At 68.9% G+C, this 21,401-nt stretch carries 21 protein-coding genes; 11 read left to right on the plus strand and 10 right to left on the minus strand.

The window, feature by feature from the left end; all coding sequences use genetic code 11:
• Position 1: 1 nt before the first annotated feature.
• Together AVMA1855_RS23710 and AVMA1855_RS23715 are read left to right on the plus strand one after the other, a co-directional pair.
• Entirely contained in the window at positions 2 to 646 is a 645-nt protein-coding gene (locus AVMA1855_RS23710; RefSeq protein ID WP_284427572.1) for a methyltransferase domain-containing protein, read from the plus strand.
• Complete coding sequence (locus AVMA1855_RS23715; RefSeq protein WP_284427573.1) at positions 643 to 1,320, plus strand: glycosyltransferase family 2 protein; 678 nt, start codon at positions 643 to 645, stop codon at positions 1,318 to 1,320. The genes AVMA1855_RS23710 and AVMA1855_RS23715 overlap by 4 nt, the downstream gene beginning before the upstream one ends.
• A 150-nt stretch (positions 1,321 to 1,470) precedes the next feature.
• On the opposite strand, the gene AVMA1855_RS23720 is transcribed toward AVMA1855_RS23715, so the two are convergent.
• The 10 genes from AVMA1855_RS23720 to hemB all read right to left on the minus strand — a co-directional run bounded on the left by AVMA1855_RS23720 (position 1,471) and on the right by hemB (position 13,524).
• On the minus strand, positions 1,471 to 3,111 hold the full coding sequence (locus AVMA1855_RS23720) for an S-layer protein (protein WP_284427574.1): 1,641 nt from the start codon (positions 3,109 to 3,111) through the stop codon (positions 1,471 to 1,473).
• Between the two features lie 175 nt (positions 3,112 to 3,286).
• Positions 3,287 to 4,855, minus strand: coding sequence for a DHA2 family efflux MFS transporter permease subunit (locus AVMA1855_RS23725; RefSeq protein WP_284406705.1), 1,569 nt, complete (start codon positions 4,853 to 4,855; stop codon positions 3,287 to 3,289).
• A gap of 101 nt (positions 4,856 to 4,956) precedes the next feature.
• Positions 4,957 to 6,258, minus strand: a complete 1,302-nt coding sequence (locus AVMA1855_RS23730) for an HlyD family secretion protein (protein ID WP_284427575.1) — start codon at positions 6,256 to 6,258, stop codon at positions 4,957 to 4,959.
• A gap of 60 nt (positions 6,259 to 6,318) precedes the next feature.
• On the minus strand, positions 6,319 to 7,914 hold the full coding sequence (locus tag AVMA1855_RS23735; protein WP_284427576.1) for an efflux transporter outer membrane subunit: 1,596 nt from the start codon (positions 7,912 to 7,914) through the stop codon (positions 6,319 to 6,321).
• A gap of 13 nt (positions 7,915 to 7,927) precedes the next feature.
• The gene (locus AVMA1855_RS23740) at positions 7,928 to 8,458 is read right to left on the minus strand and encodes a MarR family winged helix-turn-helix transcriptional regulator (protein ID WP_284427577.1); all 531 of its coding nucleotides are present in this window, start codon (positions 8,456 to 8,458) and stop codon (positions 7,928 to 7,930) included.
• A gap of 68 nt (positions 8,459 to 8,526) precedes the next feature.
• Positions 8,527 to 9,330 (minus strand): ABC transporter permease, encoded by an 804-nt coding sequence (locus AVMA1855_RS23745; RefSeq protein WP_284427578.1) that lies wholly within the window; start codon positions 9,328 to 9,330, stop codon positions 8,527 to 8,529.
• A gap of 1 nt (position 9,331) precedes the next feature.
• On the minus strand, positions 9,332 to 10,168 hold the full coding sequence (locus AVMA1855_RS23750; RefSeq protein ID WP_284427579.1) for an ABC transporter permease: 837 nt from the start codon (positions 10,166 to 10,168) through the stop codon (positions 9,332 to 9,334).
• Positions 10,165 to 11,160 carry an ABC transporter ATP-binding protein gene (locus tag AVMA1855_RS23755; protein ID WP_284427580.1) on the minus strand — a complete coding sequence of 332 codons (996 nt, stop codon included), beginning with the start codon at positions 11,158 to 11,160 and terminating at the stop codon, positions 10,165 to 10,167. The genes AVMA1855_RS23750 and AVMA1855_RS23755 overlap by 4 nt, the downstream gene beginning before the upstream one ends.
• Positions 11,161 to 11,267: 107 nt before the next feature.
• Entirely contained in the window at positions 11,268 to 12,446 is a 1,179-nt protein-coding gene (locus tag AVMA1855_RS23760) for a magnesium transporter CorA family protein (protein WP_284394577.1), read from the minus strand.
• Between the two features lie 70 nt (positions 12,447 to 12,516).
• On the minus strand, positions 12,517 to 13,524 hold the full coding sequence (hemB, locus tag AVMA1855_RS23765) for a porphobilinogen synthase (RefSeq protein ID WP_284427581.1): 1,008 nt from the start codon (positions 13,522 to 13,524) through the stop codon (positions 12,517 to 12,519).
• A gap of 126 nt (positions 13,525 to 13,650) precedes the next feature.
• Here hemB and AVMA1855_RS23770 point away from each other — a divergent pair, with 126 nt between their 5' ends.
• From AVMA1855_RS23770 to AVMA1855_RS23810, 9 genes are all read left to right on the plus strand, one after another.
• Positions 13,651 to 14,079 carry a CopD family protein gene (locus tag AVMA1855_RS23770; protein ID WP_272565831.1) on the plus strand — a complete coding sequence of 143 codons (429 nt, stop codon included), beginning with the start codon at positions 13,651 to 13,653 and terminating at the stop codon, positions 14,077 to 14,079.
• 23 nt (positions 14,080 to 14,102) lie between these two features.
• Entirely contained in the window at positions 14,103 to 15,239 is a 1,137-nt protein-coding gene (locus AVMA1855_RS23775; RefSeq protein ID WP_284427582.1) for a VanZ family protein, read from the plus strand.
• A gap of 9 nt (positions 15,240 to 15,248) precedes the next feature.
• Positions 15,249 to 15,608 carry a (2Fe-2S) ferredoxin domain-containing protein gene (locus AVMA1855_RS23780; RefSeq protein WP_284406699.1) on the plus strand — a complete coding sequence of 120 codons (360 nt, stop codon included), beginning with the start codon at positions 15,249 to 15,251 and terminating at the stop codon, positions 15,606 to 15,608.
• 85 nt (positions 15,609 to 15,693) lie between these two features.
• On the plus strand, positions 15,694 to 16,335 hold the full coding sequence (locus AVMA1855_RS23785; protein WP_284427583.1) for an alpha/beta hydrolase: 642 nt from the start codon (positions 15,694 to 15,696) through the stop codon (positions 16,333 to 16,335).
• A 100-nt stretch (positions 16,336 to 16,435) separates the two neighbouring features.
• Positions 16,436 to 17,605 (plus strand): D-alanyl-D-alanine carboxypeptidase family protein, encoded by a 1,170-nt coding sequence (locus tag AVMA1855_RS23790; RefSeq protein WP_284394566.1) that lies wholly within the window; start codon positions 16,436 to 16,438, stop codon positions 17,603 to 17,605.
• A 135-nt stretch (positions 17,606 to 17,740) separates the two neighbouring features.
• Complete coding sequence (rpsL, locus tag AVMA1855_RS23795; RefSeq protein WP_010104110.1) at positions 17,741 to 18,118, plus strand: 30S ribosomal protein S12; 378 nt, start codon at positions 17,741 to 17,743, stop codon at positions 18,116 to 18,118.
• A 170-nt stretch (positions 18,119 to 18,288) separates the two neighbouring features.
• Positions 18,289 to 18,762: a 30S ribosomal protein S7 gene (gene rpsG, locus AVMA1855_RS23800; protein WP_056668881.1), complete on the plus strand. Its 474-nt coding sequence runs from the start codon at positions 18,289 to 18,291 to the stop codon at positions 18,760 to 18,762.
• A gap of 151 nt (positions 18,763 to 18,913) precedes the next feature.
• Complete coding sequence (gene fusA / locus AVMA1855_RS23805; RefSeq protein ID WP_272565827.1) at positions 18,914 to 21,016, plus strand: elongation factor G; 2,103 nt, start codon at positions 18,914 to 18,916, stop codon at positions 21,014 to 21,016.
• A gap of 219 nt (positions 21,017 to 21,235) precedes the next feature.
• Positions 21,236 to 21,401: GTP-binding protein (locus tag AVMA1855_RS23810; RefSeq protein ID WP_284427584.1), on the plus strand; the 166-nt coding region annotated here is incomplete at its 3' end.

The raw sequence follows: 21,401 nt of genomic DNA on the forward strand, positions 1-21,401 counted from the left end.
TATGGGCGCGCCCCTGGCCGATACCGCGCACTTCGATCAACTGCACGCGCGCAGCGCCGACCCGTGGGGCGTGCACACGCGCTGGTACGAGCGCCGCAAACGCGATCTGCTGCTGGCCGCGCTCCCCCGCCCCCGTTATGCCCAGGGCTTCGAGCCCGGCTGCTCGGTGGGCGGCAACACGGTGGCGCTGGCCGCGCGCTGCGACCGGCTCATCGCATCCGATGCCAGCGCGGCGGCGCTGGAGCGCGCTGCCGCCACGCTGAGCGGCGCCGGCCATGTGGCGCTGCGGCATTGGCGCTTTCCGCAGCACTGGCCCGAGGCCCCCAGCGACCTCATCGTGGTGGCGGAACTGGCCTATTACCTGCCGCCGGCCGACTTCGCCCGTTTCCTCGCGCAGGTGCCCGGGCATCTGCAGCGCGGCGGCCACCTGGCGATGTGCCATTGGCGCGCGCCGGTAGCGGATGCGCCGGCCCATGGCGACGGCGTCCACGCGCAGGCGCGGGACACCCTGGCGCTCGACCACGTGGGCGGCTGGTGCGACGAAGACATGCGCATCGACGTGTGGCAGAACGGGAGCGGCACCTCGGTGGCGGATGCGGGCGGCGCGCAGGAGCGGCTGGCCCGTGCGGCGGAGGGCGCCCCATGATCGGCGTGTGCATTCCGGCGCACGACGAGGCCGCCCTCATCGGGGCCTGCCTGGATTCGGTGTGCGCGGCGGCCGCGCAGGTGCAGGAACCCGTGCGCATCGTGGTCGTGGCCGATGCCTGCCGGGACGCCACGGCGGCCCTGGCACGCACGTGGGGCTGCGACGTGGTGGAGATCGGCGCGCGCTGCGTCGGCACGGCGCGGGCAGTGGGCATGGACCACCTGGTCGGGATCGGCGCCCGCTGGCTGTGCTGCACCGATGCCGACAGCCGCGTGCCGCCGCAGTGGATCACGGCGCAGCTGGCCTGCGCGAGCGATGCCGTGTGCGGCACGATCGGGGTGGAGGACTGGCACGAGCACCCCCTGCACGTGGCGCAGGCCTTCGCATCGCACTACCAGGACCGCAACGGCCACCGGCACATCCACGGCGCCAACCTCGGCGTCTCGTCCGCGGCCTACCGGCGCGCGGGCGGTTTCGCGCCGCTCGTGGCGCACGAGGACGTGCGGCTGGTCGAGGCGCTGCTCGCCCAGCAGGCGACGGTGGCGTGGGTGCGCGACCCGCGGGTGATCACCAGCGCACGCTGCATCGCCCGCGCGCCGGAAGGGTTCGCCGCGTGGCTGCAGGCGCGCTGGCACACGGGGGGCGGGGTGCCGGCCGGCGCCGCCCTGACGTGAAGCGGGCGGGCGTTGCGCGGCCCTGCCGCCTCCTGGGTATCGAGTCGGAAAGGGCTCCAGCGCATATGTTTCTAGGGCATTGTGCTATTAAATAAATAGCAAACTACCCCGGCCATCCACAGGCGCCAGGCGCCCCGCCGCGCCCGGCCTTCAGCGCACCGACACGAAGATCGGGTTGGAATAGAACCAGAGGTTGCCGTAGTTGCGGTCGTTGATCTGGTCGTGGCGCTGGGCCGGGTCGGAGGTGGTCACCGCCTGGTCCGCCAGCGGCTCGCCGTTCGCCGTGAGGCCGGCCACGTTCTCGCCCAGGTTCGTGCCGCGCAGGCGCAAATACTGGTTCTTGGCGATGGTGAGCGGAATCTCCATGGTGTAGTAGCCCTCGCCGTCCTGTGTCCAGTCGGCGGCCGTGAACCGGCGCAGCACGCGGGTGGTCGGGTTGGTGGCCTGCTGGTAGGCGGCCGAGCCGGGCTGCGCGCGCTCGCCCACGTCGCCCGCGATGAGATCGATGTGGTCCACCTTGGGCGTCATGTTGCCCAGGTTGCCGCTGGCCACCGGGCGCTGGTAGTTGTTGACCGGCGGGCTCTTGAAGCGGATGCGCACCGTCACGCTCTCGCCGGCCGAGGCCTTGATCTCCTGGCCCATGGTGCCCTTGCCGCTCAGGGCGTACACGTTGAAGTCCAGCGCGTTGATGAGGTCGCCGAAGACGCCGAAGCTGCGGCCCGCGCGCAGGCTGTCGACCAGGCCGCCGATGCCCCCCTCCGCCTTGCCGGCCTGCCAGACGTGGTTCTTGGCGTATTCGCCCGGGTAGTAGCCGCTGCTGTTGTTGTTCGAGTCGATCTCGAAGTGCGAGTCGGAGTCGGCGATGTTCCAGATGCGGCGGCCCTCGCCCAGCAGCGCGTCCCACACCCCGCCCAGTTTCGCCACGATGGCGTCGGTGCCGCCGTAGGTGCGGTTGGCTTGGTTGGCGTCGATGTAGGCCGAGGTGTAGCCGCCGCGGTCGGGTTCGAGCTGGTTGCCCACCATGCCCTCGATGGCGAACACGATCCTGGGCGCCAGGTCGTTCATCTGGCGCAGATCGGCGATCGAATACTTGCCGGGGTTGCGCGAGGGGTGGTTGATCAGGGCGTAGCTGGTGTCGGGGTACTTCGCCTTCAGCCAGGCGATGGCCTTGAGCGCGTCGTCGGCCGTCTGGTTGAAGCGCTGCGGGTGCTGGGCCTTCCAGCGGGCCACGTCCGCCGCGTCGAAGAGCGATTCGGCGCCCGTGGTGAACAGGTACTGGAACTCCTTGGCCCCGCTGGCGGAGGGCTTCAGGCTGCCGCTGGCCCCCTCGAAGAGGCCCACGCCGATGTGGTCGTGCGTGGGCATGTCCCACTCGAACCCCGAGAAGATCAGCTTGCCGGCGTAGTTGCCGGAGGCCTGCAGCGCCTGGATGCGCGGGATCTCATAGGCCTCCATGCCATAGGCGAAGGCCTTGGGCGCGGGCAGCAGGTTGGCCGCGTTGTCGTACTTGGACGAGCGCAGGTGGTTGGTCACCGCCATCCAGTCCAGGCGGTACGTGGTGAAGGCCTTGCCGAGCAGGAAGTCGAGCGTCTGCGTCGTGCGCGAATCGTCCGATTGCACCGTGTGGGTGTGCAGGTCGCCGGTGGTCCAGCGGCCCTGTTCGGCGGCGGGCGTGCCGTCGCCGGAGCCGCCGCAGCCCGCCAGCAGGAGGGAGGGAAGGGCCAGGGCGATGGCCAGGGGCATCCGCGCACGGCGGAAGGTTTTGGGGGCGGGAGCAGAGGGGCGGGTCATGGGTTATCTGGATTTTTTGACGCAGGGGCCGCCGGCCGGCGCATGCCGGTGGCAGCCCCGCGTTTGTAGAAATCCCGGATGAACCCGTGATGACATCGCCTGCGCAGGCGGCTTTTTGCCCGCGCGAATGCCCCGGAGTGAGGCCGTGGCGCAACAGTCGCCCCGGCCCCCGGCCTCAGTGCGCGCCGGCCGCGGCGTCCGCGCTGCCGGCGCTGGGTCGCACCGGGTGGGCCAGCCAGACCAGCGGAATCAGCAGCAGGAACAGCACGGCCGACGCATAGAAGATGTCGTTGGCAGCCAGCATGAAGGCCTGCTGGTTCACCATGCGCTCCACCTGCGCCAGCGCCTGCTCGGGCGTGAGGCCGCCCGCCTGCAGCCCCTGCAGCGTCTGCGTGACGGCCACGCCGCCCTGCTGCAGCCCTTCGGTGAGCTGGGCATGGTGCAGCGTGGCGCGCCGCTCCCACAGCGTGGTCGAGACCGAGGTGCCGATGGCCCCGGCCGTGATGCGCATGAAGTTCGACAGCCCCGAGGCCGACGGAATGCGCGCGGGTGCGATCTCCGACAGCGTGATCGTCACCAGCGGGATGAAGAAGAACGCCATGGCGATGCCCTGGATGATCGTGGGCACCATGATCGTGGTCAGGTCGGCCTGGGTGTTGAACCGCGAGCGCATCCACAGCACCAGCGCGAACACCAGGAACGCGAAGGTGGCGAAGCGCCGCGGGTCCACCTTGGCGATGTTCTTGCCCACCACGGGCGACAGCACCAGCGCCAGCAGCCCCACCGGCGCCAGCACCTCGCCGGCCTGCGTGGCGGTGTAGCCCATGTACTGCTGCAGCCACAGCGGCAGCAGCACCACGTTGCCGAAGAACAGGCCGTAGCCCACCGACGTGGCCAGCGCGCCGGCCCAGAAGTTGCGGATGCGGAACAGCGTGAGGTCCACCACCGGGTGCGGCTCGCCGCGCTCCCAGATCATGAAGGCGGCGAAGCCCACCACCGCCACCACGCCGCACGCCACCACCCAGGGCGAGGCGAACCAGTCGTGCTCCTTGCCGATGTCCAGCATCACCTGCATGGCCGCGACCCAGATCACCAGCAGCGCCAGGCCGATGGAGTCGATGGGCAGCGCCCGCCGCTCGGATTCGCGCTTGTGAAAGATGCTCCAGGTGACCAGCACGGCCATGATGCCCACCGGCACGTTGATATAGAAGATCCACGGCCAGCTCATGTTGTCGGTGATCCAGCCGCCCAGGAGCGGCCCCATCACCGGCGCGACGAGCGTGGTCATCGACCACATCGCCATCGCCAGCCCGGCCAGCGCCTTTGGGTAGCTGGACAGCAGCAGCGACTGCGACAGCGGAATCATCGGCCCGGCCACGAAGCCCTGCAGCGCGCGGAAGGCGATCAGCGTGGCCATGTTGGGTGCGATGCCGCACAGCAGCGAGGCGAGGACGAACAGCGTCACGCTGGCCACGAACAGGCGCACCTGCCCGAAGCGCTGCGACAGCCAGCCCGTCAACGGCACCGCGATGGCATTGGCCACCGCGAAGCTGGTGATGACCCAGGTGCCTTGCGTGGGGCTCACGCCCAGGTCGCCCGCGATGGCGGGCAGGGACACGTTGGCGATGGACGTGTCCAGCACGTTCATGAACGTCGCGGCCGAGAGGGCCAGCGTGCCCCACATGCGCGCGCTGCCTTCGAGGGGCGGCGGCGCCTGGGGCGCAGGGGTGTTGGGGGAAGACATGGGTCAGCGTGTTGTGGGAGTGGTTCTACGGCTGGCCCGCTGCGGCGGTGCGCAGCGGGTCTGTCTTGGGGGGCGAGGCGCCGCCGGGGCGGTCCGCAGGGTCAATGCGACGCGGTCGTGGCCGGCGCCATGGCGACCTGCGACGCGCCCTTGGCCGGCGCGGCGGCCAGCGTGGGCTTGTAGCCCGGGCCGGCGTTGGCCGCGATGATGCGGGCCACGTCGGCGCCGGCGCCCTTGTCCAGGTCGTCGTACACCGCGGTCTGCGCCACGGCCTGGGTGCGCGGCGCGTCGGCCAGCAGGTGGCCGCTGCGGTCCTGTGTGTCCACCTTCACGTCCATGGACAGCCCCACGCGCAGCGGGTGGGTGCGCAATTGCTCGGCGTCGATCGCGATGCGCACCGGCACGCGCTGCACCACCTTGATCCAGTTGCCAGTGGCGTTCTGCGCGGGCAGCAGCGCGAAGGCCGAGCCCGTGCCCACGCCCATGCCGGCGATGGTGCCGGTGTACTCCACCTTCTTGCCGTACAGGTCGGCCGTGAGCTTGGCGGGCTGGCCCAGGCGCAGGTTGCGCAGCTGGTTTTCCTTGAAATTCGCATCCACCCACACCTGGTTGAGCGGCACCACGGTCATGAGCGGCGTGCCGGCGGCCACGCGCTGGCCCAGCTGCACGGTGCGGCGCGCCACGTAGCCGTCCACGGGGGCGGGCAGGTCGGTGCGGCGGGCGGCCAGGTAGGCCTCGCGCACCTTGCCGGCGGCGGCCAGCACGTTGGGGTTCTGGTCCACCGAGATGCCCTGGGTGAGCGACTGGTTGCTGGCGAGCTGCTCGCGCGCCGACACCACGCCGGCTTCGGCCGCGGCCAGCGCCGTGCGGGCCGCGTCGAGCTGGCTCTGGGCGTGGTTCAACTCTTCCTTGGACACGGCGCCGTTGCCCGACAGGGCCTGGCGGCGGCGCAGGTCGTCGGTGGCGCGGGCGATGTCGGAGCGGGCCTTGGCCACGTCCGCCTGGCGCAGGCTGATCTGCGCGTTGAGCGAGCCGTTGTTGGCATAGAGCGTGCGCGCCTGTCGCACCGCCTGGGCCAAGCCCGCCTCGGCCTGCTCCAGCGCCACGCTGGCATCCGCGGGGTCGAGCTTGACCAGCGCGGCGCCGGCCTTCACGAAGTCGGTGTCGTCGGCCAGGATGGACATCACGGTGCCGCCCGTCTGCGGCGTGATCTGGATGACGTTGCCCTGCACGTAGGCGTTGTCGGTGTCTTCGTAGTGGCTGGCCACCAGCCAGTCGTAGACGCCCCAGGCGCCGCCCGCCACCACCACGAGGGCGGCGAGCGAGATCAGGGCCTTGCGGCGGCGGGCCTTGGCGGAGCCGGGGTCTGCGGGCGCGGTGGCGGGGGTTTGCGGTGCGTTCATGGAAAGGGCTCCTCGCGGTCGGGAAGGTGTTCGGTTCGGTAAAAAGGGGTGGCGGGCGGCTCAGTGCGCGGCGGCGGCGGCAGGGGCTACCGTGGCCACGGCACCCGCGGCGCCGGGCGTGGTGGCGGCGTAGCCACCGCCCAGGGCGCGGATCAGCGCGACCTGGGTGTCCAGGCGGCGGGCCTCCAGGTCCACGGCCTGGCGGCGCTGCAGCAGCACGGCCGTCTCGGCGGTGAGCACGTTCAGGTAGTTGCCCAGGCCCGCCTGGTAGCGCTGGCGGGCGATGTCGTAGGCGGCCTCGGCGGCCTCTTGCGCATGGCGCTGCTCGGCCTGCTGGCGGTCGATGGAGCGGGCCGAGGCGAGCTGGTCGGCCGCGTCATGCACGGCATCCAGCAGCGCGGCGTTGTAGCTCTCGACCGCCGCATCCACGTCGGCGGCCTTGCCGCGCAGGTTGGCGCGCAGGCGGCCCGAGTCGAAGATCGGCAGGCGGATCGCCGGGCCGATGCCCCACTCCTTGCTGCCGGCCTCGGCGAAGCGGTCCAGCCCGATCGACGACAGGCCCAGGAAGGCCGTCAGGTTCACGTTCGGATAGAACTGCGCCTTGGCCACGGCCACGTCCTGGGTGGCGGCTTCCACGCGCCAGCGCGCGGCGGCCACGTCGGGCCGCCGGCCCAGCAGGTCGGCCGGCAGCGTGCTGGGGATTGCTATCGAATGAATAGCATCCAGGGCAGGAAAATCTAGGGCGTTCGCTGCATTTGGCTGACCCACCAGCGCGCCCAGGGCATTGCGGGTGAGGGCGATCTGCTCCTGGATCGCCTCGATCTGCTGGCGCGCCTCGGGCAGGCCGCCTTCGCTCTGGCGCCGCTCCAGCTGGGTGTCCAGGCCCGCATCCACGCGGTCGCGCACCAGGCGCAGCGTTTCGTTGCGCTGGGCCAGCGTGCGTTCGGCCACACCCAATTGGGCCGTCAGGCGCGCCAGCTGGAAATAGCTGCGCGCCACGTTGCTGGCCAGCAGCAGGCGCGCGGCCTGGGCGTCGGCCTGTGCGGCATTGGCGCTGCCCAGGGCGGATTCGAGCGCGGCGCGGTTCTTGCCGAAGAAGTCGATCTCCCAGCTGCCCGACAGGCGCGCCGTGCCGCTGTTGAGCACGCTGCCAGCCAGCGGCGGCGGGTAGGGGCCGTTGGCGCTGTAGAGCTGCCGGTTCACGTCCAGGCTGCCGTTGAGCTGCGGGCCGTCGGCCGCGCGGGCGGTCTCGATGAAGGCCTGGGCGCGGGCGATGCGCGCCTCGGTGAGCTTCAGGTTGGGGTTGGTGGCCAGGGCGCGGTCGATGAGCGCATCGAGCTGGCCGTCGCCGAAGCCCAGCCACCAGTCCGTGGGCAGCGTGGCTTCGGCGAAGGACTTCTGCGCCGCGGCACCGGCGCCGTCACCGGCGGCCGGCGCCGCGAGGCCGAGCGAGGCGGCGTCGCGCATCTGCGCGTGCGGCGCGATGCCGGACATGTCGGCGCAGGCCGTGAGGCCCGGCAGGGCCGCCAGCGCGATGGCCAGCGTGGCGAAATACTGCAGCGCGCCGCGCAGCGGGCTGGGGGTGTCGGGCGCTGCGGTGTCGCGGGCCGAGGCCGCATCGGCTGCGGCGGGCGTGGAGGGAAAAGTGGCGTTCATGGTGGACTGACTCTCAGGATGGGCGGGGCGCAGCGGTGTCGGCCGCCGCCCCCAGCGTCTGCAGGTTGCCGTGGATGCGCTTGAGGAAATCCTGCAACTGGTGGTACTCGGCCGGCTGGAAACCCTGGGCGCACACCTGCTGCAGCTCCGTCAGGATCGCGGGGATCTGCGCGGCCGCCGCATGCCCTTCGGGCGTGAGTTCGATGTGCACGACCCGGCGGTCTTCCACCGAGCGCGTGCGGGAGCACAGGCCCTTGGCCTCCAGCCGGTCGAGCAGGCGGGTCATGCCGCCGGCGTCGAGCTGGCACAGGCGCGCCAGGCCCGCGACCGTGTTCTCGTGGTTCAGGTACAGGCGCAGCAGCGGCTTCCATTGCGCATCGGTCAGGCCCAGGGGCTCCATGCGGCGCTCGATCTCGCTGGCAACGATGCACACGATGCGGCGCATCTGGTAGCCGATGCTTTCTTCCACCAGAAACGGAATGCCCGCCACGGTGATTGGGGCGGGCGGCAGGCGGCTGGCATCGGTTTTTTGGGCGTCGATCATGGCCTGAACAATAATTGACTAGACAAACAATGTCAAGTCTCTATTTGCCAGGTCGGGTTCGAAGGGATTCAGCTGCCGGTGGAGGCGTAGTGCCGCAGGCCCAGGCGCCAGGCCCCGAAGGCGGCGGCCAGGAATGCGAAGCCGGCGGCGGGTGACACCCAACCCACCCAGGCGGGCGCGCCCAGCGGGTCGGGGTGCGACAGGATCGCCAGGCCCGGGTAATACGCCACGCAGGCCAGCGGCACGGCGAAGGTCAGCAGCCGGCGGAACCACTGCGCATAGAGCGTCAGCGGGTACTGCGCCGCCTGCACGCCGCCGTAGGTGAGCACGTTGGCGATCTCCAGGCTCTCCACGGTCCAGAACGCCAGGGTGCCCTGCAGCACCAGGATGCCCAGGAACAGGGCCACGCCCCCGGCCACCGCCCATGCCGCCAGCGCGAGGGTGGCCGGCGTCCAGTCGATCGGCGCCTGCGCGGTGGCGAACGCCACCACCATCAGCCCCTGCAGCAGCCGCCCCAGCCGGCTCAGGCGCAGGTCGTGGCCCATGAGCTGCAGCGCGAGCGGCCGCGGGCGCAGCAGCAGCCGGTCGAACGCGCCCGTGCGCAGGAACTCGGTGCCCAGCACGTCGAAGCCGCGCCCCAGCGCGTCCGCCACCGCGAACATGCAGTTCACCAGGCCGTAGAACAGTGCCACCTCGCCCAGGCTCCAGCCCTGCACGCTGCCGAAGCGGTGGAACAGCGCCCACACCGCGACCACCTCGATGCCCGTGGCGAGGAACTGCCCCAGGGTCATCAGCATGGCGGAGGCGGGGTAGCGCGCCTGCGCATGCAGCGAGGCGCCGGCCAGGCGGACGAAGAGCGCGAACGATCCCATCTCAGCCGCCCTGGATTTCGAGGTGGCGCAGCGTGCGACGCATCGCCAGCCGGCCCAGCGCCACCAGCAGGGCGATCCAGAAGCCCTGAAGGGCTAGTCCCCCCACGGCCTGCCAGCCGGCCCAGTGCCCGGAATGGATGCGCGACGGAATGTCCAGCAGCCCCGCCAGCGGCTGCGCGATCAGCGCCCACTGCCACGCATCGGGCAGCAGGGGCAGCGGCAGCAGGTTGCCCGACAGCACCACCACCGCCGGCACGGCCAGCGCGTTGATGCCGCGCTCGTTGAGCGCTGCCGTGGCCGCCACGTTCAGCAGCATCACCAGCGCGGTGGACAGCAGCACCGCCAGGCCGGCCGAGAGCACGAACGCCAGCCCTGCCGCCGCGCTGGCCGGCGGCTGCCAGGCCCATTCGCGCCAGCCCAGCAGCGGCAGCACCCCGGCGGCGAAGGTCACCATCAGCGCCACGCGCGGCAGCACCCGCGCGGCGATCCAGCCGGCGCTGCGCGCGAACCACAGGCCATAGGCGTCCACCGGCCGCAGCCGGTCGTACGCCACCGCGCCCGTGCGCACGGCCTGCGCCACCTCCGGGTCGCCCGACCACGGCAGCAGCGCCAGCAGCCCCTGGGCCAGCCAGGTGTAGGTGATGGCCTGCTGCAGCGGCATGGGCGCGCCCGAGGCGCCGGCGCCCCCGTAGAACGCGGCCAGCACCATCACCTTGATGCCGCCCCACCAGCACTGCGTGCCGAAGCCGGCGAGCGCCGCCGTGCGGTACTGCAGCATCTGCAGAAAGCGCGAGACGAACGCGGCGGTGTAGGGCCGCAGCGCCAGCGGCGGCCTCATGCCTCGGCCGCGCCGTGCAGCGCGTAGAAGCGGGCGATGACCTCCTCGATCGCCAGGCCCTCCAGGCGGATGTCCTGCACGGCGTGCGCGGCCACCAGCTGCGCGATGAGCGCGGGCGCCGTGGTGACGGCCGGATCGAACCCCAGCACCAGCGAGCGGCCTTCGCGCGCATGGACCGACACGCCGGGCTGCGGCGCCAGCACGGGCGCGTCGTGCCCGAAATCGACCACCAGGCGCCGCTCGGCCATCACCTGGGCACGCAGGGCCTCGACCGGGCTGTCGGCCAGCACGCGGCCATGGCCGATCACGATCACGCGCTCGGCCAGCGCCTCGATGTCGTGCATGTCGTGGGTGGTGAGCAGCACGGTGGTGCCGCGCTCGCGGTTGGCGCGGCGCACGAAGTCCCGCACCGCGAGCTTGGACGGCGCATCCAGCCCGATGGTCGGCTCGTCGAGGAAAAGGATGTCGGGCTCGTGCAGCAGCGCCGCCGCGATCTCGGCGCGCATGCGCTGGCCCAGCGAGAGCTGGCGCACGGGCTGGGCCAGCACGCCCTCCAGCGACAGCAGCGCGACCAGCTCGTCGCGCGCGCGGCGGTAGCGCTGCTCGTCCACGCGGTAGATGTCGCGCAGAAGGTCGAACCCCTCGCCCACCGGCAGGTCCCACCACAGCTGGGTGCGCTGGCCGAACACCACGCCGATGCGGGCGACGTGGCGCTCCCGGTCGTCGCTGGGGTGGCGTCCGTCGATCTCCACGCGCCCGCCGTCGGGCCGCAGGATGCCGGACAGGATCTTGATGGTGGTCGATTTGCCTGCGCCGTTCGGCCCGATGAAGCCCAGCAGCTCGCCGCGCTCCAGCGTGAAGGACACCCCCGACAGCGCCGCCACCGTGCGCGTGCGCCGGTGCAGCAGCCCGCGCAGCGCGCCGCCCAGGCCCGGCGCGCGCTCGGCGATGCGGTAGGTCTTGACGAGCTGATCGACGAGGATGTGGGCCATGGGGAAACAGGGCGCCGCTGCGGGCGGGCCGCAAGGGCGTGGGCGGGAGCGATGTGCGAAGGGGCGCCGATTCTATCGGCGCGCAGGGCGCGGCGCCCCGTGCCCGCTCAGTGGTGGCCCGTGCGGGCCAGGTAGCGCTTGCGCCAGAACAGCGCGATCAGCGCCACCGCGATCACCGTCATCGATCCCATCGCCCACCAGAAGCCGTCCTGCTTGTGCACCAGCGGAATGAACTCGAAGTTCATGCCGAAGATGCCCGCGATAAGGTTCAGCGGCAGGAACACGGCGGTGAGCGCCGTGAGCGTGCGCATGATGTCGTTGGTGCGGTTGCTCTGCACGCTGAAATGCATCTGCACCGCCGTCTCGGTGCTCTGCTCCAGCCGGCGCACGTGGTGCACCACGCGCTCGATGTGCTCCAGCACGTCGCGGCTGCGCACCTTGAGCAGGTCCAGCTCGCGCTGCAGCGCCGGGGTTTCGGGCTCGGGCCAGGTCTCCACCGCATCGATCCAGTCCTGCACGGCGGTGTTCTGGTCCTCGCAGATTTCGTCGAGCTGGTGCAGCGCCAGCCGGGCCTCCAGCAGTGCGCTCCAGTTGGCGAAGCGCGCGCGGGGCTTGAGCAGCTCGGCCTGCCAGTGGTCGAGCTGCCGGCTCAGTTCCCGGCGCAAATCCAGGTAGCCGTCCACGATCAGGTTGACCACGCGCATCATCAGATCGGCGGGCGAGGTCGGCAGGCGCGCCACGGGCGAGGAGCCCGGCGGCCGGTGGTCGCGCGGCGCATCGCCCCGGGCCTCCCCCCGCGCGGTGGCCAGCAGCCGCGCCGCATAGGCATCGCGCACCGCGCAGTCGGCCGGGTGCACCGACAGCAGCACCTGGTCGAACACGGCGAATCCCACCGGGCTGGTGTCGATGCGGCGCAGCACCGGCGGGCCCGTCATGCGCCCCGGCGCGGCAGGGGGGGCGGCCTGCGGGCTTGCCGCGGTGGCCGCGCCGGCTGCGCTGGCCGGTGCCGCGCCCGGACCTGCGGCCGCCAGGCGGCGGAACACCAGCAGGTCGTACTGCGAGGTGTAGTCGTAGTGCGATGGCAGCTGCGCGTTCAGCAGGTCGGACACGTGCAGGTCCACCAGTTGCAGGCCGGTGGTGGCTTGCAGCGCGGCCTGCAGCAGGCCCAGTTGTTCGCCGAAGGCCGCACGGGTGCACGAGATCCAGTAAAAGCCGGCGGCCGGGGGCTGGGAGGGCAGGGCGGCCAGCTCGGTGGCGTTGCCCTGGTGGATGTGAAAGATGCGCATGGGGGCCTGGGGCAGGGCGGGGAAGACGCCGGCGCCGGCCCTGCGGGCAGGCGGCCGGGGGGGCGGTCGCTTACTTTTGCAGCAGCCGCGCCGCGTCGCGGGCGAAATACGTCAGCACGCCGTCGGCGCCGGCGCGCTTGAAGGCCAGCAGGCTTTCCATCATCACCGCGTCGTGGTCGAGCCAGCCGTTGGCGGCCGCGGCCTTGAGCATGGCGTACTCGCCGCTCACCTGGTAGGCGAAGGTGGGCACGCGGAACTCGTCCTTCACGCGGCGCACCACGTCCAGGTACGGCATGCCGGGCTTGACCATCACCATGTCGGCGCCTTCGGCGATATCGAGGGCCACCTCGCGCAGCGCCTCGTCGATGTTGCCCGGGTCCATCTGGTACACGTTCTTGTCGGCCTTGCCCAGGGCGCCGCGCGTGCCCACGGCATCGCGGAACGGGCCGTAGAAGGCGCTCGCGTACTTGGCGCTGTAGGCCATGATGCGCGTGTGGATGTGGCCCTGCACTTCGAGCGCCTCGCGGATCGCACCGATGCGCCCGTCCATCATGTCGCTGGGCGCCACGATGTCCACGCCCGCCTCGGCATGCGTGAGCGCCTGGCCGGTGAGGATCTCCACCGTTTCGTCGTTGATGATGTAGCCGGTGGTATCGAGCACGCCGTCCTGGCCGTGGCTCGTGTAGGGGTCCAGCGCCACGTCGGTCATCACGCCCAGCGCGGGGAATTCTTTCTTGAGCGCCCGCACCACGCGGGGAATCAGGCCCTCGGGGTTGAGCGCCTCCTTGCCGTCCGGCGCCTTGAGCGCGGGGTCGATGGCCGGAAACAGCGCCAGCACCGGAATGCCCAGCTTCACGCAATCCTCGGCCACCGGCAGCAGGAGGTCCAGGCTCAGGCGCTCCACGCCCGGCATCGACGCGATGGCCTCGCTGCGGCCCTGGCCTTCGTGCACGAACACGGGGTAGATCAGATCGTGCGGCGTGACGGCATGCTCGCGCACGAGGTTGCGGGTGAAGGCATCGCGGCGCAGGCGGCGCGGGCGGTTCTGGGGGAAGGGGGTGGGGCTGGACAGATGCATCCCGAAATTGTGCGCCACATTGCCGCGGGACAGTCTCCGCCCGGCCCTTCGACGTGACGCCGGCAGCCGTGGTTTTTGCGCGTCGGACTCCGCCGGACGGCCCGGCACGGCACGTACACTGCCCCCATGCTCTGGGTCAAAGCCTTTCACATCGTCTTCGTGGCCAGCTGGTTCGCCGGCCTGTTCTACCTGCCTCGGATCTTCGTCAACCTGGCCATGGTGGCACCAGGCTCGGCCGCCGAGCGCGACCGGCTCCTGCTCATGGCGCGCAAGCTGCTGCGCTTCACCACCTTTCTGGCCGTGCCGGCCATCGCGCTGGGGCTGTGGCTCTACCTGGGGTACGGCATCGGCCGCGGGCCGGGCAACGGCTGGATGCACGCCAAGCTCCTGGTCGTGGTGCTCGCCGTGGGCTACCACCATGCCTGCGGCGTGCTGCTGCGCAAGCTGGCCAGCGGCCAGAGCCGGCGCAGCCACCGCTGGTTCCGCTGGTTCAACGAAGTGCCGGTGCTGCTGCTGGTGGCCGCGGTGGTGCTGGTCGTCGTCAAACCCTTCTGACGCGCCGGCCGCGCGCCCCCGCCGTGCACAAGACATCCGCCTGGCCCCTGGCGCTGATCTACGCGGCCCTCGTGGTCTTCGCCAGCCTGTTCCCCTTCGACGGCTGGCGCGAGCAGGGCATCTCGCCGTGGGTGTTCCTCACCGCCCGCATCCCCCCGCCGTACTGGACGTGGTTCGACGTCAACATCAACATCGCCGGCTATGCGCCATTCGGCTTCCTGCTGGCGCTGGCCCTGCTTCGCACCGGCTGGCCGCGCTCTGCGGTGCCCGTGGCCGCGCTGGCGGGCGCGCTGCTCTCGATGCTGATGGAGTTCCTGCAGATCTACCTGCCGCGGCGCGTGCCCTCCAACATGGACCTGATGCTGAACGCGCTCGGCACGCTGGGCGGCGCGCTGCTGGCGGCGCTGCTGGAGCGGCTGGGCGCGCTGGCCCGCTGGAGCCGGCTGCGGGCGCGGTGGTTCGTCGCCGACGCCAGCGGGGCGCTGGCCTTGCTCGCGCTGTGGCCGGTGGCACTGCTGTTTCCCGCCGCCGTGCCCTTCGGGCTGGGCCAGATGTGGGAGCGGCTCGAGATCGCGCTGGAAGACCTGCTGGCCGACACCCCGTTCCTGGACTGGCTGCCGCTGCGCGAAACGCCGCTGGAAGCCCTGTCGCCCAGTGCCGAACTGCTGGCCGTGATGCTGGGCCTGCTCGTGCCCTGCCTGCTGGGCTACTGCGTGATCCGCCACATCGGCCGCCGCGTGGCGTTCTCGCTGGCCACGGTGGTGGCGGGCGTGTCGGTGACCGCGCTGTCCTCCGCGCTCAGCTACGGCCCGGCGCATGCCTGGGAGTGGCTCGGCACCCCGGCCCGCGTGGGTGTGTGGGCCGGCATGGCCGTCGCGCTGATGCTGGCCGGCCTGCCCCGCCGGGCCAGCGCCGCCGTGCTGCTATTGCTGCTGATGCTGCATCTGAACATCCTCAACCAGGCGCCCACCAGCGCCTATTTCGCCGACACCCTGCAGGCCTGGGAGCAGGGCCGCTTCATCCGCTTCTACGGCCTGGGCCAATGGCTCGGCTGGCTCTGGCCCTACGCCACCCTGGTCTATGTGGTGCAACGCGTGGCCCGGCGCGACCGGGACCCGGCCGAGGGCAACGCGGATACCCCTGTTCGCATCGGCTCCTAAAATGCCCGGATGACCGACACCCCCACGCCGCCAGCCGCGCAGCCTGGCTACTACGCCCGCCACATCTTCTTTTGCCTGAACGACCGCACCAACGGCGAGGACAGCTGCGCCCACCACGGTGCGCAGGCCGCGTTCGACCGCTGCAAGTCCCAGGTCAAGGCGGCCGGCCTGTCCGGCCCCGGCAAGGTGCGGGTGAACAAGGCCGGTTGCCTGGACCGCTGCGCCGGTGGGCCCGTCGCCGTGGTCTATCCCGAGGGCACCTGGTACACCTTCGTGGATGGCAGCGACATCGACGAAATCGTGGAATCGCACCTGAAGAACGGCCAGGTCGTCGAGCGCCTGCTCACGCCGCCGGAACTCGGGCGCTGATTCACGCGTTGATCGGTTTTAGTGTTTTTGGCTGTCTGCCCTAGATTTTATTGCCCTGACAGCTATTTATTTGATAGCAAATCACGTGAATGCCCAGACTGAACGCCTGACCCTCACCGGCGCTGCCGGTGCCATCGAAGCGGCACGCGATGCGGCCCAGGCGCCGGACGGCGCGCCCTCGCGCGGCGTGGCGGTGATCGCCCACCCGCACCCGCTGTTCGGCGGCACCATGGACAACAAGGTGGTGCAGACCCTGGCGCGCGCCTTCGTGCACGGCGGCTGGACCGCCGTGCGCTTCAATTTCCGGGGTGTGGGCGCCAGCGCCGGCACGCACGACGCGGGCCATGGCGAACTGGAAGACTTCTTGGAGGTGGTGCGCCAGGCGGCGCCCGAGGGGACTCTGGCCCTGGCGGGCTTCTCGTTCGGCGCCTTCGTCACCAGCCATGCGCTGGAGCGCCTGTGGGGCGAGCGCAGCATCGAGCGGGTGGTCCTGGTCGGCACTGCCGCCAGCCGCTTCACCGTGGCGCCCGTGCCGGCCGAGGCGCATGAGCGCACGCTGGTCGTGCACGGCGAGCAGGACGACACCGTGCCGCTGTCGGCCGTCATGGACTGGGCGCGGCCGCAGATACTCCCCGTCACAGTCGTGCCCGGCGGCGGGCATTTCTTTCACGGACAATTGCCGCTCCTGAAAAACCTGGTGTCCCGCCACCTGCTGGCGGGGAACTGACCGCCCTCCAGACGATCCCTATCGGGCATCGCACGGCGCGCCATCCCGGCCGCCGTTTTTGACCGTTTGGTTTGTTTCCTTGCCCCGAATGCCTGTTTCCATGAAGCCCTTCCTCTCCACGCTGCGTTCCTTCGTTCTTGTCGCCGTGCTGGCGCCTGCCGCCCTCTGGGCGCAGGGCCAGGCCCCCCAGCCCCCCGAGATCGCTGCGCGCAACTACCTGCTGCTCGACGTGACCGCCGGCCAGGTGCTCGCCGCCAAGGACATCGACGCGCCGGTCGAGCAGGCATCGCTCACCAAGCTCATGACGGGCTACCTGGTCTTCGACGCGTTGCGCGCCAAGAAGATCACGCTGGAGCAGAAGCTGCCCGTGAGCGTGCTGGCCTGGAAGATGCCCGGCTCGCGCATGTTCATCGATCCCAAGATGCAGGTGCCGGTGGAAGACCTCATCAAGGGGATGATCGTGCAGTCGGGCAACGACGCCACCATGGCCCTGGCCGAAGGCGTGGGCGGCACGGCCGAGAACTTCGTCAAGCTCATGAACGACCAGGCCAAGGCCCTGGGCATGAAGAACACGGCCTACAAGAACCCCGAAGGCCTGACCGAGCCGGGCCACACGACCACCGCGCGCGACCTGGGCGTGCTGGCCACCCGCCTGATGCAGGAATTCCCCGAGTACATGCACTACTACGCGACCAAGCACTATGCGTACCCGGGCACGCCGCCCTCCAACGGCACCAACCGCAATTCGCTGCTGTTCCGCGATCCCACGGTGGACGGCCTCAAGACCGGCCACACCGCCGCTGCCGGCTACTGCCTGGTGGCCACGTCCAAGCGCGACTTTCCGAACGTCGGCCAGCGCCGTCTGCTGTCCATCGTGCTGGGCGCCTCCAGCGAGAACGCCCGGGCGAACGAGAGCCAGAAGCTCTTGAACTGGGGCTACACGGCCTTCGACGCCGTCAAGCTGTTCGACGCCGGCCAACCCGCCGCCACGCCGGCCGTCTGGAAGGGCAAGCAGAACACCATCCAGATCGGCCGTCCGGACGCCATCGTCGTCACCGTGCCGTCGGGCAGCGCCGGCAAGGTCACGACCCAGATCGTGCGCACCGACCCGCTGGTGGCACCCTTCACCAAGGGTCAGTCGATCGGCACCCTGAAGGTGTCGCTGGGTGAGCAGCCCATCGCCGAAGTGCCGCTGGTGGCGCTGGAGACGGTGGAGCAGGCCGGCATCTTCGGCCGCGCCTGGGATGCGATCCGACTGTGGATCAAGTGACACGGCGGCGGCCGGCTGGCCGCCCCGCGATTGCTCCATCAGCGCCAACCTGCTACATTAGAAGGCTTTTCGGAATTTCCGAAGGGATTCACGTTTTCGTTTTTCACGAAGCATTTCACGTTTAGGGACGTATTCATGCCAACCATCAATCAACTGGTCCGTCAGGGTCGCGAGGTCGAAAAGATCAAGTCGAAGAGCCCCGCGATGGAAAACTCTCCTCAGCGCCGCGGCGTGTGCACCCGTGTGTACACCACGACGCCAAAGAAGCCTAACTCCGCTCTGCGGAAGGTCGCCAAGGTTCGCCTGACCAACGGCTTCGAAGTCATTTCCTACATCGGCGGCGAAGGCCACAACCTGCAGGAACACAGCGTCGTGCTGGTTCGTGGCGGTCGTGTCAAGGACTTGCCCGGTGTGCGTTACCACATCGTGCGTGGCTCGCTCGACTTGCAAGGCGTGAAAGACCGCAAGCAAGCGCGCTCCAAGTACGGTGCCAAGAAGCCCAAGGCCAAGTAAGCCCTGCGTTTTTTTGCAAAAGATATCCGGTGCTGTTTCCCGCGTGGCGCGGTGATCCAGCGTAGTGACCCCAAGCGCAACTGTCTTGCGTGGGTCGAGTAAGTGGGAGTCCTGAATGGCTCTCGCGGTGTCTGAAAAGATGCCAACTGAAGCAAACATGAGGTGAAAAAATGCCACGTCGTCGCGAAGTCCCCAAACGTGAAATCCTGCCGGATCCCAAGTTCGGCAATGTAGAGCTGTCCAAATTCATGAACGTGATCATGGAAGGCGGCAAAAAGGCAGTGGCAGAGCGCATCATTTACGGCGCTCTGGAACTGATCGAGAAGAAGCACCCTGACAAGGACCCTCTGGAAGCGTTCACCGTTGCCATCAACAACGTGAAGCCCATGGTCGAAGTGAAGTCCCGCCGCGTGGGCGGTGCCAACTACCAGGTGCCTGTGGAAGTGCGCCCCGTGCGCCGTCTGGCACTGTCGATGCGCTGGATCAAGGAAGCCGCCCGCAAGCGTGGCGAAAAGTCGATGGCGCAACGCCTGGCCAACGAACTGCTGGAAGCCACGGAAGGCCGTGGCGGCGCGATGAAGCGCCGTGACGAAGTGCACCGCATGGCCGAAGCCAACAAGGCATTCAGCCACTTCCGCTTCTAAGCCTCCAGGCTTTCTCCGGTGCAAACGTAAGGCCGCTGGCATTTTCTGCCTGCGGCCTTATCTTGATTCAGGTCGCCGGCAAATTGTGGTGCTGCGTCGCAAAAGCGGGTGGCCCATCACAACGAACACAACGTTCAACCAAGGATTTACCATGGCTCGCAAGACCCCCATCGAGCGCTACCGCAATATCGGTATCTCGGCCCACATCGACGCTGGCAAGACCACGACGACCGAGCGGATTCTTTTCTACACCGGTGTGAATCACAAGATCGGTGAAGTGCATGACGGCGCAGCCACCATGGACTGGATGGAGCAGGAGCAAGAGCGCGGCATCACGATCACGTCGGCTGCCACCACCTGCTTCTGGAGCGGCATGGACCGTTCGTTCCCCGAGCACCGCATCAACATCATCGACACCCCTGGCCACGTGGACTTCACGATCGAAGTGGAGCGTTCCATGCGCGTGCTGGACGGCGCCTGCATGGTGTACTGCGCGGTGGGCGGCGTGCAGCCACAGTCGGAAACCGTGTGGCGCCAGGCGAACAAGTACAAGGTGCCTCGCCTCGCGTTCGTGAACAAGATGGACCGTACCGGTGCCAACTTCTTCAAGGTCGTCGAGCAGATGAAGCTGCGCCTGAAGGCCAACCCCGTGCCGATCGTGATCCCGATCGGTGCCGAAGAAAACTTCACGGGCGTGGTCGACCTGCGCAAGATGAAGGCCATCATCTGGGACGAAGCCTCGCAAGGCATGAAGTTCACCTTCGAAGAGATCCCCGCCGACCTGCTGGAAACGGCCAAGGAATGGCGCGAGAAGATGGTCGAGGCGGCTGCTGAAGCCTCCGAAGACCTGATGAACAAGTACCTGGAAGAAGGTGATCTTTCCGAAGAGGAAATCACCCTCGGCCTGCGCACGCGTGCCATCGCCTGCGAAATTCAGCCCATGCTGTGCGGTACGGCCTTCAAGAACAAGGGTGTGCAGCGCATGCTGGACGCCGTGATCGAACTGATGCCTTCGCCGGTGGACATTCCTCCCGTGGGCGGTACCGACGACGACGAGCAACCGACGAGCCGCAAGGCCGACGACTCGGAAAAGTTCTCTGCCCTGGCGTTCAAGCTGATGACCGACCCGTTCGTGGGTCAGCTGACGTTCGTGCGCGTGTATTCCGGTGTTCTGTCCAAGGGCGACACGGTGTACAACCCCGTGCGCGGCAAGAAGGAGCGCATTGGCCGTATCGTGCAGATGCACGCCAACAACCGCGAAGAAGTCGATGAAATCCGCGCTGGCGACATCGCCGCCTGCGTGGGCCTGAAAGACGTGACGACCGGTGAAACCCTGTGCGATCCCTCGGCCATCGTGACGCTGGAGCGCATGGTGTTCCCTGAGCCTGTGATCCGTCAGGCCGTGGAGCCGAAGTCGAAGGCCGACCAGGAAAAGATGGGTATCGCGCTGGGCCGTCTGGCTGCCGAAGATCCTTCGTTCCGCGTCAGCACCGACGAAGAATCCGGCCAGACCATCATCGGCGGCATGGGCGAGCTCCACCTGGAAATCATCGTGGACCGCATGAAGCGCGAATTCGGCGTGGAAGCCAACGTGGGCAAGCCTCAAGTGGCCTACCGCGAAACCATCCGCAAGACGGTGGAAGAGGCCGAAGGCAAGTTCGTCCGCCAGTCTGGCGGTAAGGGCCAGTACGGCCACGTCGTGCTCAAGATCGAGCCGAACGAAGCCGGCAAGGGCATCGAATTCGTCGACGCCATCAAGGGCGGTGTGGTTCCTCGCGAATTCATCCCCGCGGTGGAAAAGGGCATCAATGAAGCCGTCACGCAAGGCGTGCTGGCCGGCTACCCGGTGGTGGACGTCAAGGTCACGCTGCACTTCGGTTCGTACCACGATGTGGACTCGAACGAACTCGCGTTCAAGATGGCCGCCATCTTCGGTTTCAAGGAAGGTTGCCGCAAGGCCAACCCCGTGATTCTCGAGCCCATGATGGCCGTGGAAGTCGAAACGCCGGAAGACTACGCCGGTACGGTGATGGGCGACTTGTCGTCCCGCCGTGGCATGGTGCAGGGCATGGACGACATGGTCGGCGGCGGCAAGGCCATCAAGGCGGAAGTGCCCCTGTCGGAAATGTTCGGCTACTCGACCTCGCTGCGCTCCGCAACGCAAGGCCGCGCCACCTACTCGATGGAATTCAAGCACTACAGCGAAGCCCCTCGCAACGTGTCGGAAGCCATCATGGCTGCACGCGCCAAGTAATTGGCAAGGGGAGGGGCGGCTTCGGCGGTCCCTTTCGGTTGGTTTTATGGAATTGGCTGCCAGCGCTTATCGAGTAAGCGCTGGCAGCTATGAAAAAAATAGCAGCAAGATCCTTGCAATCTGCGACCCGGTGCCGTCCTGTTGCCCTGTGCGGGACGACTCAGCAATCGGGTGCAGACGTTAAACCCTGACACAGGCATTGCTCTTTGGAGATTCAAAATGGCAAAAGGTAAGTTCGAACGTACCAAGCCCCACGTGAACGTGGGCACCATCGGTCACGTGGACCATGGCAAGACGACTCTGACGGCGGCCATCGCCACGGTGCTGTCCTCCAAGTTCGGTGGCGAAGCCAAGGCATACGACCAGATCGACGCAGCGCCCGAAG

It is taken from the genome of Acidovorax sp. SUPP1855, from assembly GCF_030158955.1.
In the GTDB taxonomy this organism is placed as follows: Bacteria; Pseudomonadota; Gammaproteobacteria; order Burkholderiales; family Burkholderiaceae_C; genus Paracidovorax.